Origin of the sequence: Aeromonas sp. 95A (genome assembly GCF_051919235.1) — a bacterium.
Lineage (GTDB): Bacteria > Pseudomonadota > Gammaproteobacteria > Enterobacterales > Aeromonadaceae > Aeromonas > Aeromonas veronii.
On the sequence record NZ_JBQBFC010000001.1, the window covers coordinates 3,116,491 to 3,132,779 of the forward strand.

16 protein-coding genes and 1 pseudogene are annotated in these 16,289 nt (G+C 61.2%); 11 read left to right on the forward strand and 6 right to left on the reverse strand.

The window, feature by feature from the left end; translation table 11 throughout:
- The first annotated feature begins 130 nt into the window (after positions 1–130).
- The 3 genes from ACTG2U_RS14085 to ACTG2U_RS14095 are packed head-to-tail and all read left to right on the forward strand — an operon-like array spanning position 131 to position 3,084.
- On the forward strand, positions 131–640 hold the full coding sequence (locus ACTG2U_RS14085; protein WP_005340649.1) for a gluconokinase: 510 nt from the start codon (positions 131–133) through the stop codon (positions 638–640).
- The gene (gene edd, locus ACTG2U_RS14090) at positions 637–2,433 is read left to right on the forward strand and encodes a phosphogluconate dehydratase (protein ID WP_064339166.1); all 1,797 of its coding nucleotides are present in this window, start codon (positions 637–639) and stop codon (positions 2,431–2,433) included. Before ACTG2U_RS14085 ends, edd begins: the two co-directional genes overlap by 4 nt.
- Before the next feature lie 9 nt (positions 2,434–2,442).
- Positions 2,443–3,084, forward strand: coding sequence for a bifunctional 4-hydroxy-2-oxoglutarate aldolase/2-dehydro-3-deoxy-phosphogluconate aldolase (locus tag ACTG2U_RS14095; RefSeq protein ID WP_005342660.1), 642 nt, complete (start codon positions 2,443–2,445; stop codon positions 3,082–3,084).
- Between the two features lie 84 nt (positions 3,085–3,168).
- On the opposite strand, the gene ACTG2U_RS14100 is transcribed toward ACTG2U_RS14095, so the two are convergent.
- Complete coding sequence (locus tag ACTG2U_RS14100; protein WP_005355407.1) at positions 3,169–4,176, reverse strand: substrate-binding domain-containing protein; 1,008 nt, start codon at positions 4,174–4,176, stop codon at positions 3,169–3,171.
- A gap of 89 nt (positions 4,177–4,265) precedes the next feature.
- Here ACTG2U_RS14100 and ACTG2U_RS14105 point away from each other — a divergent pair, with 89 nt between their 5' ends.
- Positions 4,266–4,916, forward strand: coding sequence for a Qnr family pentapeptide repeat protein (locus ACTG2U_RS14105; protein WP_236374710.1), 651 nt, complete (start codon positions 4,266–4,268; stop codon positions 4,914–4,916).
- Positions 4,917–5,049: 133 nt separating this feature from the next.
- Here the strand turns inward: ACTG2U_RS14105 and envC are convergent, their stop codons facing one another.
- Together envC and gpmM are read right to left on the reverse strand one after the other, a co-directional pair.
- On the reverse strand, positions 5,050–6,402 hold the full coding sequence (gene envC / locus ACTG2U_RS14110) for a murein hydrolase activator EnvC (RefSeq protein WP_139408821.1): 1,353 nt from the start codon (positions 6,400–6,402) through the stop codon (positions 5,050–5,052).
- A gap of 9 nt (positions 6,403–6,411) precedes the next feature.
- Positions 6,412–7,941: a 2,3-bisphosphoglycerate-independent phosphoglycerate mutase gene (gene gpmM / locus ACTG2U_RS14115; RefSeq protein WP_005342668.1), complete on the reverse strand. Its 1,530-nt coding sequence runs from the start codon at positions 7,939–7,941 to the stop codon at positions 6,412–6,414.
- A gap of 246 nt (positions 7,942–8,187) precedes the next feature.
- Here gpmM and ACTG2U_RS14120 point away from each other — a divergent pair, with 246 nt between their 5' ends.
- From ACTG2U_RS14120 to gpsA, 3 genes are read left to right on the forward strand one after another with little or no spacing between them, the layout of a single operon-like run.
- Positions 8,188–8,619: a rhodanese-like domain-containing protein gene (locus ACTG2U_RS14120; protein WP_005340640.1), complete on the forward strand. Its 432-nt coding sequence runs from the start codon at positions 8,188–8,190 to the stop codon at positions 8,617–8,619.
- A gap of 50 nt (positions 8,620–8,669) precedes the next feature.
- Positions 8,670–9,140 (forward strand): protein-export chaperone SecB, encoded by a 471-nt coding sequence (gene secB / locus ACTG2U_RS14125; protein ID WP_042054222.1) that lies wholly within the window; start codon positions 8,670–8,672, stop codon positions 9,138–9,140.
- 2 nt (positions 9,141–9,142) lie between these two features.
- A complete protein-coding gene (gpsA, locus tag ACTG2U_RS14130; RefSeq protein WP_019445045.1) occupies positions 9,143–10,147 on the forward strand; it encodes an NAD(P)H-dependent glycerol-3-phosphate dehydrogenase in 1,005 nt (334 codons plus the stop codon).
- A gap of 69 nt (positions 10,148–10,216) precedes the next feature.
- On the opposite strand, the gene nfuA is transcribed toward gpsA, so the two are convergent.
- Positions 10,217–10,795, reverse strand: coding sequence for a Fe-S biogenesis protein NfuA (gene nfuA, locus ACTG2U_RS14135; RefSeq protein ID WP_005340636.1), 579 nt, complete (start codon positions 10,793–10,795; stop codon positions 10,217–10,219).
- An 80-nt stretch (positions 10,796–10,875) separates the two neighbouring features.
- A pseudogene (locus ACTG2U_RS14140) lies at positions 10,876–11,603 on the reverse strand (ComF family protein).
- A gap of 38 nt (positions 11,604–11,641) precedes the next feature.
- Here ACTG2U_RS14140 and bioH point away from each other — a divergent pair.
- The 4 genes from bioH to ACTG2U_RS14160 all read left to right on the forward strand — a co-directional run bounded on the left by bioH (position 11,642) and on the right by ACTG2U_RS14160 (position 13,844).
- The gene (bioH, locus tag ACTG2U_RS14145; protein WP_439974643.1) at positions 11,642–12,406 is read left to right on the forward strand and encodes a pimeloyl-ACP methyl ester esterase BioH; all 765 of its coding nucleotides are present in this window, start codon (positions 11,642–11,644) and stop codon (positions 12,404–12,406) included.
- Between the two features lie 71 nt (positions 12,407–12,477).
- Positions 12,478–12,711, forward strand: a complete 234-nt coding sequence (locus ACTG2U_RS14150; protein ID WP_075113715.1) for a flagellar basal body rod C-terminal domain-containing protein — start codon at positions 12,478–12,480, stop codon at positions 12,709–12,711.
- A gap of 1 nt (position 12,712) precedes the next feature.
- On the forward strand, positions 12,713–13,480 hold the full coding sequence (locus tag ACTG2U_RS14155; protein ID WP_167557245.1) for a putative metalloprotease CJM1_0395 family protein: 768 nt from the start codon (positions 12,713–12,715) through the stop codon (positions 13,478–13,480).
- Positions 13,481–13,565: 85 nt separating this feature from the next.
- A complete protein-coding gene (locus ACTG2U_RS14160; RefSeq protein WP_005355353.1) occupies positions 13,566–13,844 on the forward strand; it encodes a hypothetical protein in 279 nt (92 codons plus the stop codon).
- Between the two features lie 70 nt (positions 13,845–13,914).
- Here the strand turns inward: ACTG2U_RS14160 and ACTG2U_RS14165 are convergent, their stop codons facing one another.
- Positions 13,915–16,224 carry a Tex family protein gene (locus tag ACTG2U_RS14165; RefSeq protein WP_439974644.1) on the reverse strand — a complete coding sequence of 770 codons (2,310 nt, stop codon included), beginning with the start codon at positions 16,222–16,224 and terminating at the stop codon, positions 13,915–13,917.
- Positions 16,225–16,289: the final 65 nt, after the last annotated feature.

Genomic DNA, 16,289 nt, shown 5'->3' on the forward strand with positions numbered 1-16,289 from the left:
GACTATGGGTTTGCTCAGTCTGTGGCAGACTTCACATTTTCAATCGTTACCGGTAACATGTTACCGGTAACGTGTTAGATTAGAACCCATCAACAGCTGGTTTTTTGAAAAGTGGGACAGAGGTCAAATTATGGCGGGTAAGTGCATTATCGTGATGGGTGTGTGTGGTAGCGGCAAATCCAGCGTGGGTCTGAAAGTGGCCGAAGCGCTGGGCGCCAAGTTCATCGATGGTGATGACCTGCACCCCAAGGCCAACATCCAGAAGATGGCTGGCGGCAACCCCCTCAACGATGAGGATCGTGCCCCCTGGCTGGAGCGGATCCGCGACGCCGCCTACAGTCTCGAGCAGAAGAACGAGACCGGCATCATTGTCTGTTCCGCCCTCAAAAAGAAGTACCGCGACCAGATCCGCGAAGGCAACGAGTCGGTCAGCTTCATTTTCCTCGATGGCAGCCAGCCGCTGATCCTCGAGCGGATGCGTGCCCGCAAGGGCCACTTCATGCGTGAAAGCATGGTACAAAGTCAGTTCGATACTCTGGAGCGCCCGGATGGCGAAGCCGGTGTATTCCACATTGATATAGACGGCACCTTCGAACAGGTGGTTGACCGCGCCGTCACAGCATTGGAGCAAGCCCAATGATTCATCAGGTAATTTCCGACGTCACCGCCCGCATCCGCGAGCGCAGTGTCGCCCGTCGTCAGGCATTTCTGGCCCGCATCCAGCGTCAGGCAGAGCAGGGCAAGACCCGCGCCGCGCTGGCCTGCGGCAACCTGGCCCACGCCGTGGCCGCCTGCAGCAGTGACGAGAAGGGTCGCATTCTCGATATGACCCGTGCCAACGTCGGCATCGTCACCGCCTACAACGATATGTTGAGCGCCCATCAGCCCTATCAGGGCTATCCGGATCAGATCAAGGCGGTGCTGGCCGAGCTGGGCCACAGCGCCCAGGTCGCCGGCGGCGTGCCCGCCATGTGCGATGGCGTGACCCAGGGTCAGCCGGGGATGGACATGTCCCTCTTCTCCCGCGACCTGATCGCCCAGGCGACCGCGCTGTCGCTCTCTCACAACACCTTTGATGCCACCCTGCTTCTCGGTATCTGCGACAAGATCGCTCCGGGTCAGATCATGGGGGCCCTCTCCCACGCTCACCTGCCGACTGCATTTGTTCCTGCTGGCCCGATGGCGAGCGGCATCAGCAATGACGAGAAGGTGAAGGTGCGTCAGAAGTACGCTGCCGGTGAAGTGGGTCGCGACGCCCTGCTGGAGATGGAGTGCGGCGCCTACCACGCGGCAGGCACCTGCACCTTCTACGGCACCGCCAACACCAACCAGCTGGTATTCGAGGCCATGGGCCTTATGCTGCCGGGCTCCGCCTTTGTGCACCCGCATAGCGAGCTGCGCCGCGCCCTGACCGCCGAAGCGGCCCGCCGTATCAGCGCCATGATCTCGGGTTCCCCGGCCTATCGCCCGCTGAGCGAAGTGCTGGACGAGCGCTCGCTGGTCAACGGTCTGGTGGCCCTGCTCGCTTCCGGTGGCAGTACCAACCACAGCATCCACATGGTGGCGCTGGCTCGCGCCGCCGGTCTGGTTCTGACCTGGGATGACATCAGCGATCTCTCCGACGTGGTGCCGCTGCTGGTGCGCATGTACCCGAACGGCCCGGCCGACGTCAACGCCTTCGAACAGGCAGGCGGCGTGCCCGGCCTGATGCGCCGTCTGGCAGAAGAGGGGCTGATCCACATGGATGCCACTCCGGTCTTTGGCGAAATGCAGGATTACCTCAGCCGTCCGGCATTGGTCGATGGCCAGCTGGTGTGGCAGCCGGTGGGCGAGAGCGGCGATGCGAGCGTGTTGTCCCCCTCCGGCAGCGTATTCCAGGCCACTGGCGGCACCAAGCTGCTGGCGGGCAATCTGGGCCGCGCCGTGGTCAAGGTCTCCGCCGTGGCTCCCGAGTATCGGGTTATCGAAGCGCCAGCGCGGGTCTTCTCCTCCCAACATGCGGTGGAAGCGGCCTACAAGGCGGGCGATCTCAATCAGGATGCCGTGATCGTGGTGCGCCACAATGGCCCGGCCGCCAACGGCATGCCGGAGCTGCACAAGCTGATGCCTGTGCTCGGCAACCTGCAGAAGGCGGGTTTCAAGGTGGCGCTGGTCACCGATGGCCGCCTCTCCGGCGCCTCCGGCAAGATCCCGGCCGCCATCCACGTCACCCCGGAAGCGCTGCACGGCGGGGCCATTGGCCTGCTGGCCGACGGCGATCTGCTACGGGTTGACGCGGTAAACGGCAGCCTCGACTGCCTGACCGATTTGAGTGGCCGTACCCAGGCCGAGATTGACCTCACTCTGGAACAAGAGGGGTGGGGCCGTGAACTGTTCAGCGTGATGCGTCGCGCGGTATCGAGCGCCGAGTGTGGCGCCACCATCTTTGACTAAGGAAGAGCTATGCAGAACTGGAAAGTGACCCCGGCCGAGGTGTTTGCCGCCTCCCCGCTGGTACCCGTGATGGTTATCAACGAGCTGGATCAGGCCCTGCCGATGGCCAAGGCGCTGCTCGACGGCGGCATCTCTGTCTTCGAAATCACCCTGCGCACCCCGGTGGCGCTTGATGCCATCGCCCTTATCGCCAAGGCGATGCCGGATGCCATGGTCGGTGCCGGTACCGTGCTCAACTGCGAGCAGTTTGACGCAGCCGTCGCTGCCGGTGCCCGCTTCGTCATCTCCCCGGGGATGACCCCGGCCCTGCTGGCCCACGCGGCCAAGAGCACTGCACCGCTGATCCCGGGCGTGGCTACTCCGTCTGAAGTGATGCAGGCGCTGGAAGCGGGTTATGACCATCTGAAGTTCTTCCCGGCCGAAGCGAACGGCGGCACCAAGGCGCTCTCCGCCATTGCCGCGCCGCTGCCCCAGGTGAAGTTCTGCCCGACCGGCGGTATCGGCCCGAAAAACGTGGCCGACTATCTGGCGCTCAAGTGCGTCGCCACCGTCGGCGGCTCCTGGATGCTGCCGGCCGATGCGGTCAAGAGCGGCAACTGGGAAGAGGTGACCCGCCTCTCCCGCGAAGCGGTTGAGCTGGTTAAACGCTAAGCGTCAGTTGTGCAGAAAACCAAACAGGCCACCCTCGGGTGGCCTGTTTGTTATCGGCGTGACTTAAGTGGGTGAGGGAAGGGATTACCCAAGACTCTCCCCGACATAGAGGGAGAAGCCGATATCCTTGCGGGTGTCGGGTTGGGATTGGCCGTTGAGACGCGCCAGCAGCATGGTGGCAGCCTCCCGACCGATCGCTTCCCGCGGGGTGGCGATACTGGCCAGCTTGGGGGTCATGGCGTGGCCGATGTCGAGGGCGTTGCAACCGGCGATGGCGATCTGCTGCGGCACCGGGATCCACTTGGCCTGACACTGCAGCAGGGCGCCCACCGCCAGGTCATCGTTGGTGCAGAACAGGCCGTCGAGGTCGGGATAGCGTACCAGCGCCTGATCCAGCAGCTCGCCCCCCAGAGTGAAGCTGGAGGATTGTTCGGTCAGCAGGTGCTGGCCGGTGAGGCCGAAGTCGGTCATCGCCTGATAGTAACCCTCCATCCGCAGCTGGGTACGCACGTCGAGCCGCGCTCCCAGATAGACCACCTTGCGTCGGCCCCGGTGCAGCATCTCTGTTACCATGGCCCGGGCCGCTGCTCTATGGTCCATGCCGACCACCATGTCGATGGGGGTTTGCGGCAGATCCATGGTCTCCACCACCGGAATGCCGGCGGTGGCGATCATCTTGCGAGTGCGCTCTGTGTGCTGGCTGTCGGAGAGGATCAGCCCATCCACGTGATAGGAGAGCAGGGAGGCGACCTGCTCCTCCTCCCGCTCCGGGCTGTAGCCGTAGTGGGCCAGCAGGGTCTGGTAACCGGCCGGTCGGGTCACCGACTCGATGCCGTGGATTACCGCCGAGAAGACCTGGTTGGAGAGGGAGGGGATCAGGATGCCGATCGCCTTGCTGGTCGCGTTGGAGAGAATGTCCGGCGCCCGGTTGGGGATATAACCCAGCTCTTCCACCACCGCCGCGATCCGCTCGCGGGTCCCCTCCGCCACGGTCTGCGGGTCGCGCAGATAGCGGCTGACAGTCATCTTGGTCACGCCGGTCTGGTCGGCGATATCTTGCAGGGTGGGGCGGCGCTTGCGGGTGGGGCTCATAGGGGTGTCCAGCGTGGATGTTACATGTAACATTACCGTTTTTGGCGGATAAAGTCAGCATATGAAGCCGTTTTTGCAGGAGTTTTCCGATGATCAGAGGCAAGCAGTTCGTGGATGTCCGGTTCGAGCGACAGGATGTGGAGGGGGAGCAGTTCTCGGAGTGCCGCTTTATCGGCTGCGACTTCTCCTGGCTGGATTTGAGCGATAGCCGCTTCATCGACTGCAGCTTCTACGATCGGGAGAGTGAACGGGGCTGCCTGTTGCAGGGTTGCGATCTGCGCGAGGCCAGCTTCCTGCGCTGCGATCTCACCATGGCCGATTGCAGCCGCAGCCAGTGTCTGGGGTTGGAGATGCGTGACTGTCAGGCGGTCGGTATCAACTTCAGCCATGCCAGCTTCGCCAACCAGATCACCGCCAAAAGCTACTTCTGCGAGGCCCATCTGACCGGCAACAACTTCAGCTACGCCAGCTTCGAGGGCTGCCTGCTGGAGAAGTGCGAGCTGACCGGCAACCGCTGGCAGGGAGCCAACCTGTTTGGTGCCTCGCTGGCGGGTTCCGATCTCAGCGGTTCCGAGTTTGGCCAGATTGACTGGACCAGCTTCAAGCTGCAGGGCTGCGATCTGCGCCAGTGCGATCTGCCGGGGCTGGATCTGCGCCGGGTCGATCTGCAGGGAGTACAGATCAACGAGGATCAGCAGCAGACCTTGCTGGAGCAGATCGGTCTGGTTGTCTTCCCCTGAGCCGAGCGAAAAAATAGGTAATTTTTCATCAAATGGGAGTGACAGCGGGTTGCTGTACTCCTGAAATGACAAAAGCCTGCGTGAGGCAGGCTTTTGCTAGTGAGCGTGTGACGCGTTTGTCGGCCGGGTTAACTCAACCCTTGGCCAGCCATTTGGTTGGGTTGATCGCCTCGCCCTGATAGCGAATTTCGAAGTAGAGGCCCGGTCTGTCCTGACCGCCACTGTCACCGACCAGCGCCACCGGCTCACCCTGTTCCACATTCTGGCCAACTTGGCGCAGCAGCGACTGATTGTGACCGTAGAGGCTCATGTAGCCCTTGCCGTGGTCGATCACCAGCAACATACCGAAGCCGTCGAGCCAGTCGGCGTAGACCACTTGTCCCGGTGCAACCGCCTTGACCTGGGTCCCTTCGCTGGCGCCGATCAGGGTACCTTTCCACTTGAGCTGGGCGGTGCGCGGCGAACCGTAGGAGATGAGGATCGGCCCCTGTACCGGCCAGCGCAGGCTGCCATTGGTCTTGAGACCGCTGTAGTGACCGGCACTGCTGATGCCCGAGCCGCGCTCCGGTTTGCTGCTGGCTACCTCTTCGGCCGGTTCTGCCGGTTTGACGGTTTTGTTCTGCTGGGCGGCGAGTCGTTGTTGCTCGGCGCGGCGCTGTTCGGCCAGCTTGCGCTGACGCTCCTGCTCCGCTTTCAGCTTGGCCAACCGTTCCCGCTCGGCCCGTTCACGGCGCTCCTGCTCTTCCCGCTTGCGACGTAACTCTTCGAGCCGCGCTTTCAGCGCTTTCTCGGCCTTGACCAGCTTGGTGAGCTTCTGCTCGTCATCCTGTACCGACTGCTGCAACTGGTTGCGCACCTTGGCCCGGCTCTGCTGGCTGGCCAGCAGGGTCTGGTGATGCTCTTGCTGTTCGGCAAGCAGGGTCTGCAGTCTGGTCTCGGTCTCTTTGGTTGCCTGCTGGTTTTTCGCCAGCTTGTCGCGGGTGGCGCGCAGGGCGTCGATGGCCTCGATGCGGGCCTTGTTGAGGTAGTCGTAGTAGTCGAGGGAGCGGCTCAGTTTGGCCGGATCCTGCTGATTGAGCAGCAGTTTGAGGTAGTCGTGGTTGCCCGCCTGAAAGGCGCTCTCCGCCTGTTTGGCCAGCAACTGCTTCTGATGTTTGGCTTGAACTTCCAGCGCTAGCTTGTCTTTTTGCAGGGTCGCCAGCGTCTGCTGGTTCTGCTTCAACTGCTGCCTGGTCTGGTTGAGTTTGGCGGCGGCGGCCGAGATGGCCTGCTCGTCAGCCTTGAGCTGGGTATTGAGCTTGGCAAGCTCCTGCTTGCTGAGCTTGATGGTCTTCTGTTGCTCTTTGATCTGGGACTGCATGGTGCCCAGCTGCTGATTGGCGGCCAAAGCCGGTGTGCTGGCGCCAAACGACAGGCAAAAAAACAGCGCGCCGGCCAACAGGCCGACGCGACTGGTTTTCTGTGAAATAACTTCGCATCCCCGCATGGGGAAGGATTATTTCAGAATCATCAGGGGCTTGCCAGTCATTTCCGGCGGTACCGGCAGACCCATCAGGGTCAGCATGGTGGGGGCCAGATCGGACAGTTTGCCACCTTCAACCACCTCGGCTTTGCGACCGAAATAGATGAGCGGAACCGGCAGATTGGTGTGGGCGGTGTGGGCCTGACCAGTCTCTTCGTCCAGCATCTTCTCGGCGTTACCGTGGTCGGCAGTGATCAGGCACTCGCCACCCACTTCGGCCAGGGCGTCGGTCACGCGACCGATGCAGTGGTCAACGGCTTCACACGCTTTGACGGCGGCATCGAACACACCGGTGTGACCAACCATGTCGCCATTCGGGTAGTTACAGATGATGACGTCGTACTTGCCGCTCTTGATGGCCGCAACCAGCTTGTCGGTCAGCTCTTCGGAGCTCATTTCCGGCTGCAGGTCATAGGTCGCCACTTTCGGGCTGGCCACGATCTCGCGATCTTCGCCGGTGAAGCAGGACTCTTCGCCACCGTTGAAGAAGAAGGTGACGTGAGCATACTTCTCTGTTTCGGAGATGCGCAGCTGGGTCTTGCCCTGCTTGGCCAGCCACTCACCCAGGGTGTTGACCAGAGCGGTCGGCGGGTAGGCACAGGCAGTTTTGATGTCGGCCGCGTATTCGGTCAGCATCACGAAGTTCAGCTTCGGCTCGACTGCACGGGCGAAGCCGGTGAAGTCGGTGTCAACGAAGGCGCGGGTGATTTCACGGGCACGGTCGGCACGGAAGTTCATGAAAATCAGCGCATCGCCATCTTCCATCGGTGCAGCTTCGCCGATGCGGGTGGCTTTGACGAACTCGTCGTTCTCGTCGCGAGCATATGCGGCAGCCAGCGCTTCGGTGGCGCTATTGGCGGTGAACTCGCCCTTGCCCTGGGTCATCAGGTCATAGGCTTGCTGCACGCGATCCCAGCGGTTGTCACGGTCCATGGCGAAGTAACGACCGATCATGGAAGCGAAACGACCCTTGCCCAGCTTGGCGAACAGGGCGTCGAACAGCTCGATGGAGGACTGGGCGGAGCGCGGCGGAACGTCGCGGCCATCCAGGAAGGCGTGCAGGTAGATCTTCTCGGCGCCACGCTTGGCTGCCATTTCGATCATGCCCATGATGTGCTCTTCGTGGCTGTGTACGCCACCCGGGGACATCAGGCCCATGATGTGAACTGCTTTGCCGTTGGTCACGGCAGCGTCAACAGCCTTGGCCAGCTCGACGTTCTGGAAGAATTCGCCATCCTGGATGTCTTTGGAGATGCGGGTCAGCTCCTGATAGACGATGCGACCGGCACCGATGTTGACGTGGCCCACTTCGGAGTTGCCCATCTGGCCATCCGGCAGACCGACATCCAGACCGGAGCCGGAGATAAGGGTGCTGGTGTAGTCACGGGCCAGACGATCGAGGTTGGGAGTCTTGGCGGCAGCGACGGCGTTGTGCTCTTGCTTGGTGCTGTAGCCCCAACCGTCCATGATGACCAGAACCAAAGGTTTCTTAGCTGTTGACATAAGACTATGTCCTCTCGGATTGGAAAAAATGCGGGAAATGAAACTAGCGTAATATTACTACATCTGCCGAAATAGTCACCTGATAGCCAAGGGGCGCTCCCGTGGCCCCGCAAGCCACGCCTTTCCTGCCATGCTCGCTGCCCAATGTTGATGGGAGCCTGCTCGCGCTTTGCCGCCAAGATGGCTGATCTTATCAATACCCCCATGTATACTCGGGCCCTTGTCTTGGTCCCTGGATAGTAGAAGATGCAAGAGTATTTGGATTTTGCGGCCCGTAACCCGCTGCTGACCGCAGCCTGGTTGGGCCTTGCTGGCACCCTGGTTTACACCACGGTGCGTGCCCGTTTGTCTCCGGTAAAAACCGTCAACAACCACACTGCGACCCTGCTGATCAACCGCGAGAATGCTACCGTGGTGGATATTCGCAGTCAGGAAGAGTACGCCAAGGGCCATCTGGCCGGTGCCCAGCACCTGCCGCTGACCCAGATCCAGAGCAATAATCTGGGCCCGGTTGAAAAGCATAAAGATGCCCCCATCATAGTGGTGTGCGAGTCGGGAATGACTGCGGGCGGCGCGGGCCGTCAGCTGAGCAAAGCTGGCTTCAAGCAGGTTTATGTGCTCGGCGGTGGCATGGCCCAATGGCGTGCAGAAAATCTGCCGGTAACCAAGAAACGCTGATTTAAGCAGGGCCTGAGCCCACTTATCCATATAACAAGGAATCAAACGAAATGGCTGACGAGATCAACAACCAGGAAGTACAACCGGAATTCCACATCCAGCGTGTTTACACCAAGGATGTCTCTTTCGAAGCGCCGAACACCCCGCACATCTTCCAGAAAGAGTGGCAGCCGGACGTCAAGCTGGATATGGATACCAAGACCAACATCCTGGCTGAGAGCGTGTACGAGGTTGTCCTGACCCTGACCGTGACTTGCAAACTGGAAACCGAAACCGCCTTCCTGTGCGAAGTACAGCAAGCCGGTATCTTCACCATCGGTAACCTGCCGGAGCCGCAACTGGCTCACTGCCTGGCTGCCTTCTGCCCGAACATCCTGTTCCCGTATGCCCGCGAAGCCGTGGCCAACATGGTGAGCAAGGGTTCCTTCCCGCAGCTGAACCTGGCACCGGTCAACTTCGATGCCCTGTTTGCCCAGCACATGGCGCAAGCACAGGCCCAGCAGGCGACTGCGGAAGCCTGATAATGGCTGACCAGATCGCTATCTCGGTCTTGGGGGCTGGGTCTTATGGCTCCGCCCTTGCCATTTCTCTGGCGCGCAATGGTCATCCGACCCTGCTGTGGGGTCACGACCCCGCTCATGTCGCCGAGCTGGAACAAGACCGCTGCAACAAGGCATTTTTGCCTGATGTCCCTTTTCCCGCCGATCTGCAGCTGACTGCGGATCTGCAACGTGCGGTACAAGCTGCCCCCGTGCTGCTGCTGGTCGTGCCGAGCCATGTATTTGGCGATGTGCTGACCCGGATCAAACCCTTCCTGCGCCCCGATACCCGTATCGCCTGGGCCACCAAGGGTCTGGAGCCGGACAGTGGCCGTCTGCTGCAGGATGTGGCTCGTGAAGTGCTGGGTGACGAGATGCCGCTGGCGGTCATCTCCGGCCCCACCTTCGCCAAGGAGCTGGCTGCCGGTTTGCCGACCGCCATCTCGGTCGCCTCGACTCACGACGAGTTCGCCGACGATCTCTCCCACCTGCTGCACTGTGGCCGCTCGTTCCGGGTCTATACCAATCCGGACTTCGTCGGTCTACAGCTGGGTGGGGCGGTGAAGAACGTCATCGCCATCGGTGCCGGTCTCTCCGACGGGCTCGGGTTTGGCGCCAATGCTAGAACCGCGCTCATCACCCGGGGTCTGGTGGAGATGCAGCGTCTGGGTGCGGCGCTGGGTGCCGATGCCAAAACCTTTATGGGGATGGCGGGGCTCGGGGATCTGGTGCTCACCTGTACCGACAACCAGTCGCGCAACCGTCGCTTCGGGCTGGCCCTCGGGGCAGGCAAGGATGTGAACACCGCCATGACCGAGATCGGTCAGGTGGTGGAGGGATATCGCAACACCAAAGAAGTGCATCTGCTGGCGGCCCGCTGCGGCGTCGAGATGCCCATCTGCGAGCAGATCTTCAAGGTGCTCTACGAGGGTAAGAACCCGAAAGAGGCGGCCATCGCTCTGCTGTCGCGAGACAAGAAGGACGAGTAATCTGCCGATTGCCCATGCAAAAGGCCCCGCCATCTGGCGGGGCCTTTTCTTTGCTGCAAGGGCTGCAAATCAGTAGTAGGAGTGGTCGCCGCGCTGGTGCTCGGTGGCGTCTTTCACGCCGTTGAGCTCACCCGGGAACTTCTCCAGCAGCTGTTTCTCGATCCCCTCTTTAAGGGTGTAATCGACCATGGAGCAACCGTTGCAACCACCGCCAAACTGCAGGATGGCCAGTTTGTCTTCAGTCAGCTCGACCAGGGTGACCTTGCCACCGTGACCGGCCAGCATAGGGTTCACTTCGGACATCAACACGTACTCGATGCGCTCGATCAGCGGCGCGTCGTCGGCCACTTTACGCATCTTGGCGTTCGGTGCTTTCAGGGTGAGCTGGGAGCCCATCTGATCGGTCACGAAGTCGATGGTGGCATCCACCAGGAAGGGGGCGCTCAGGGGATCAACCATGCAGTCGAAGCCACTGAAGGGCAGGTGTTGATCTTCCGGGTCCACGGCATCGGGCGGGCAATACGATACGCCACACTCGGCATTCTGGGTTCCCGGATTGACCACAAACACCCGGATATTGGTGCCATCAGGCTGTTTTTCCAGCAGTTTACGGAAATGGGCCTGGGCGGCGTCGGAAATGCTGATCATCACTATCCTCATAAACCTGAGTGTACGACTAGGGTATTCATGATAACGCGGTTATTAATGCTTGGGTAGCATGCCGATGGCTACTTGCTGTGCCGCAGGGTACGACAGATTGCCCACACTTCTACCTTTGTGATGCCGCTCTCATGGAGCAAACGGCTGAGCTGCCCAGCGGTGGCGCCTGTGGTCACGACGTCATCGAGCAGGGCGACATGACGGTATTGGTGGGAGCGGATCAGAAATGCCCCGCGCAGATTGCGCCGCCGCTGCCCGGCGCTCAGGGTTGTTTGTTGCGGGGTCGATTTGATGCGCTGCAGTAGGGTGTTGTCGCAGGGAATGTCGGTGAACTCGCCAAGGGCTTGCGCGATCTCCTCTGCCTGATTGAACCCACGCCGCCATTGCCGCCACCAGTGCAGGGGAACCGGAATGATCGCCTCCGGCGGCTCGCAGCCATCCAGATGATCGGCCAAGAGGCGTGCCAGTAGCGGCGCCAGCAGGATCTGGCCGGAATACTTAAGCCGGGGGATCAACATGGGATAGGGGGTTTGGTAGTCGCCAATCACCTGTAACCGCTCCCAGGGGGAGGTCTGCGCTGGCAGCGACCACAGACCGATATGCTCTCTTCTATATAGTCAGCCAGCGGTGCGGCGCAGAGGCGGCATCTTGGCTCTGATTGGTGCAACGCCTGCCGACACCAGCTGCAGAGCAGGGGCTCGTTGTCACAAGGCTGATGGCAGAGCAGGCAGCTCCCTTGCCAGTCGCCGTGGCTGCCGAGCAGCGGGCTTGCTTTAGCGAGCAGTCGCTTTAACATGCTGACCCCAAGAGCATGAACAGGGATCTTGAGTCTAGATGAGCATATCGGTAGAGCAGTTTGGCCAGGGGCCCGATCTGGTGTTGTTGCACGGTTGGGGGATGAATGGTGCGGTCTGGCATGGCATTGCCCAACAGTTGGCGCCCCACTATCGGGTTCATCTGGTGGATTTGCCCGGTTTTGGCAACAGCCTGCTGGCAGACGAGGTGGATTACAGCCTGCCCTGGCTTGCCGAGCAGGTGGTCGCCATCTTGCCGCAGAAGTGTCATCTGCTTGGCTGGTCGCTCGGCGGTCTGGTGGCAAGCCAGTTGGCGCTGACGCATCCCGATCGGCTGCACTCCCTGATCACCGTGGCCAGCTCCCCCTGTTTCATGGCCCGTGATGAGTGGCCGGGGATCGCTCCCAAGGTACTGACCGGCTTCAACCAGATGCTGGCGGGGGATTTTCGCCAGACCATAGAGCGCTTTCTGGCGATCCAGGCCATGGGCAGTGAACATGCCCGGGACGATATCCGTCAGTTGCGCCACTGGCTGGCCGAGCGCCCGGCGCCCCAGTTTGCCGCACTTGAGGCCGGGCTGACGCTGTTGGCCGACATTGACCTGCGCGAACCGCTGCGGGAGCTGGATCTGCCCTGGTTGCGGATCTATGGCCGACTGGATTCATTGGTACCCAAGGCGGCCATTCCCCTGCTGGATGATCTCTACCCTGCCAGCCGCAGCGTGACCCTCAATAAGGCTTCACACGCACCTTTTATCTCCCACCCTGACGAATTCATTGAAATCGTTCGAGATTTTGTTGGCTAAAAAACAGCCGGCAAGCTTCATTAATCCTCTGGTCTGGCGGATAATTAAGCTGTGACCAGAGGAGTAACACTATGCGTATTGATTCTGCTTTCAACAGCGGGGTTCAGGGATTTCAGCGAGCCGAGCAGATTGCCGACAAGGCATCCAGTCAGATCGCCCGCCTCAACACCCCCAGCGGGGATCAGGTGCAAGTGACTGATGAGCTTGTCAATCTCAAGGTGGCCGAGCAGCAGGCTGGCGCTTCCGCCAAGGTAGTGCAGACCGCCAGCGATATGATGGGAACCCTGATCGACATCCGGGTGTGAGATGAACATCAATGTCAGTCTGCCTCCCCTTATCCCGACACAGCTGCAACCCCAGGTGGAAGCGGCGAGGACGGATAATCGCCGGGCAGAACTGATCCCACAGGCCCGAGCGGGCCAAGCCTCCGTTGCCGAATCCGAAGTCGGCTCCCAGAAAGAGAAATCCAAAGCCGGTCAGGCCTCCAGCAATCAGAGCTCCCAGAATAGCCGTGAAACCGGGCAATTAGCCCCGACGACACTGCCAGACAATCGCTTTGTCGAGGCCACCGGCGAGGATGGGCAGCGCAAGCAGCAAGATCCCAAACAGCAGGAGCAGCAACAGCGGCAAGAGCAGCAGGTTCAGGATCTTGTCGAGCGTGACAAGGAGGTGCGCACTCACGAGCAGGCGCACCAGTCTGCGGGTGGAGAGTACGCCAGCTCGCCCACCTATCAGTTTACGCAAGGGCCGGATGGCAAGCGTTATGCGACGGGTGGCGAAGTCCAGATCGATACCAGTGTCGTACCCGGTGACCCTGCCGCTACCATCGCCAAGATGCAGCAGATCCGCGCAGCAGCGCTGGCGCCCGCCGAGCCTTCCGCGCAAGATCTGGCCGTCGCGCGCAGCGCCGCCGCCAGTGAAGCCAAGGCACGCAAAGAGCTGATGGCCGAGCAGAGCGCGAAATCGGGCGGTGTGCTGAGTGCCTATATGGACAAGCGCAACAGCGTCATCGCTGGCCACTATCGACAGGCTGTCAGCCCGGCCTCGACCCAGTCCCTCAGTCTGCATATCTGAATCACCCTCGCCAAACTTTCAGCTGCTTTGCCTGTTTTGCAACTAACCTGAAGATCAGGCCCATTCCAATTTCACAGGAGCTGTCATGCATTTCGATGAAGTCAAAGCGGAAGATTTCACCACCTTCTCCCGTGTACCGCCTCCCCACCTGCAGATGGAGCAGTTTCTGATGCAGCTCGGGGGAGGGGGAACTGAAGGAACCAGTTTCAAGAAGAAAGTGATGCTGGCGGCTGGCTGGAGCCACACCGGCGTCGTCTCTTACGGCAAGTATCCGCAAGAGGCCTGCAAGGCATTCAACCGACTGCGGGAGGTGCTGGCCCAGCATGGAGAGCCCGAGAGTATTCTTGCTGCCCTGACGCAGTGATCCTGAGCTTCGCGTGTAAAAAAGCCCCTTGTGGGGCTTTTTGCATTCAGAGGACTTCTGGAAGGTGTCGTTACTTTTTCGCTTTGGAGAGCGCCGCCGCGAAGGCGTTGCCCATGGCACCACCCACAGGGGGGCTTTGGCGCGGCTCATTTCTTGGCTTGGTGTTGCCGGCACTGCTGTTGCGCGCTTCAGCCGGCTTGCGGGCGGGTTGCCCTGCCTTTTCGTCGAGGCGCATGGTCAGGCTAATCCGCTTGCGCGGGGCGTCCACTTCCAGCACCTTGACCCGTACAATGTCGCCCGCCTTGACCACCTCACGGGGATCCTTGACGAAACGGTCGGTCAGGGAGGAGATGTGCACCAGCCCGTCCTGATGAACACCGATATCGACGAAGGCACCGAAGTTGGTGACGTTGGTGACCACCCCTTCCAGCACCATCTCGGGCACCAGGTCGCTGATCTGCTCCACCCCTTCCTTGAAGGTCGCGGTTTTGAACTCGGGGCGCGGGTCGCGGCCCGGCTTGTCCAGCTCGCCGATGATGTCGGTGACGGTAGGTACGCCGAATTGCTCATCGGTATAGTCGGCCGGTTTCAGGCTGCGCAGCAGGCTGCTGTTGCCGAGCAGGCTCTCCACGGTCTGCTCCAGCTTGGCGAGGATCCGCTCCACCACCGGATAGGACTCCGGGTGTACCGCTGAGCTGTCGAGGGGATTGCTGCCGCCGCGAATGCGCAGGAAGCCGGCGCACTGTTCGAAGGCTTTGGGGCCGAGTCGGCTTACTTTCAGCAATTGCTGACGGCTCTTGAATGCGCCGTGCTCATCCCGGTAGGCGACGATGTTCTGGGCCAACGTTTGGGAGAGGCCGGAAACCCGGTTGAGCAGGGCGACCGAGGCGGTGTTCACATCCACCCCGACCGCGTTCACGCAATCCTCAACCACGGCATCCAGCCGGCGGGCCAGCTGGCTCTGGCCGACGTCGTGCTGATACTGGCCCACCCCGATACTCTTGGGATCGATTTTGACCAGTTCGGCCAGCGGGTCTTGCAGGCGGCGGGCGATGGAGACGGCGCCACGGATTGAGACGTCGAGATCCGGGAACTCCTGGGAGGCGAGTTCGGAGGCGGAGTAGACCGAGGCCCCCGCTTCGCTCACGACTATTTTCTGCGCCTTGGCGGCGGGGTAGCGCTCGAACAGGTCGCTGACCAGCCGGTCGGTCTCTCGCGAGGCGGTGCCGTTGCCGATGCTGATGAGCTCGACCTTGTGTTTCTGGCACAGCTCGCTCAGGGTCTTGAGGCTCTGATCAATCTGGCGTTTCGGTTCGAACGGATAGATGGTGGCGTGATCGACCAGCTTGCCGGTGGCATCCACCACGGCCACCTTGACCCCGGTGCGGATGCCCGGATCCAGCCCCATGGTGCAGCGCATGCCGGCCGGGGCCGCCATCAGGAGATCCTTGAGGTTCATGGCGAACACCTTGATCGCCTCCTCCTCTGCCGACTCGCGGATGCGACCGATCAGCTCGGTCTCCATCTGAAGCGACAACTTGATCTTCCAGGTCCAGCTCACTACCCCCTGCAGCCATTTGTCGGCCGGGCGGTTCTGCAGATTGAGCTTGAGGTGGTGGGCAATGATCCCTTCGCAGGGGCTGGCACTCTCGTCGTCACTGGTGACCAGCGCCAGATTGAGGATCCCTTCATTGCGGCCGCGCAGCATGGCCAGCACCCGGTGGGAGGGGGCCTTGTGCAGGGGTTCGTCGTGTTCGAAATAGTCCTTGAACTTGGCCCCTTCCTGCTCCTTGCCTGCCACCACGCGGGCGCGCAGGGTGGCATTTTGCCAAAGGTAGTCGCGCAGCTTCTCCAGCAGGTCGGCCTGCTCGGCGAAGCGCTCCATCAGGATATAGCGGGCGCCGTCGAGGGCTGCCTTGTTGTCGGCAATGCCCTGTTCGGGATTGAGGAAGGCGGCCGCCGCTTGCTCGGGATCCTGCATCGGGTCGCTGAGCAGCAGGTTGGCAAGCGGCTCCAACCCGGCTTCGATGGCCATCTGCCCCTTGGTGCGGCGCTTGGGCTTGTAGGGGAGGTAGAGATCTTCCAGTCGGGTCTTGCTGTCGGCGCCATTCAATTCGCGGGCCAGCTCGGGGGTCAGTTTGCCCTGCTCTTCGATGGAGCGAATGATCACCTGACGGCGATCTTCCAGTTCACGCAGATAGCCGAGGCGGCTCTCCAGAGTACGTAGTTGGCTGTCGTCCAGACCGCCGGTCACCTCTTTACGGTAACGGGCGATAAAGGGCACGGTCGAGCCTTCATCCAGCAGGCGCACTGCGGCCTGCACCTGCTCCGGGCGAGCATTGAGCTCACCGGCAATCTGTCTCTCTATGGTTTGCATCATGATGTTGTTGAGGGCCTCTGTGGTCGAGTCCGCGCCATCAGGCGCCAAGTGTGAGCACTATATGG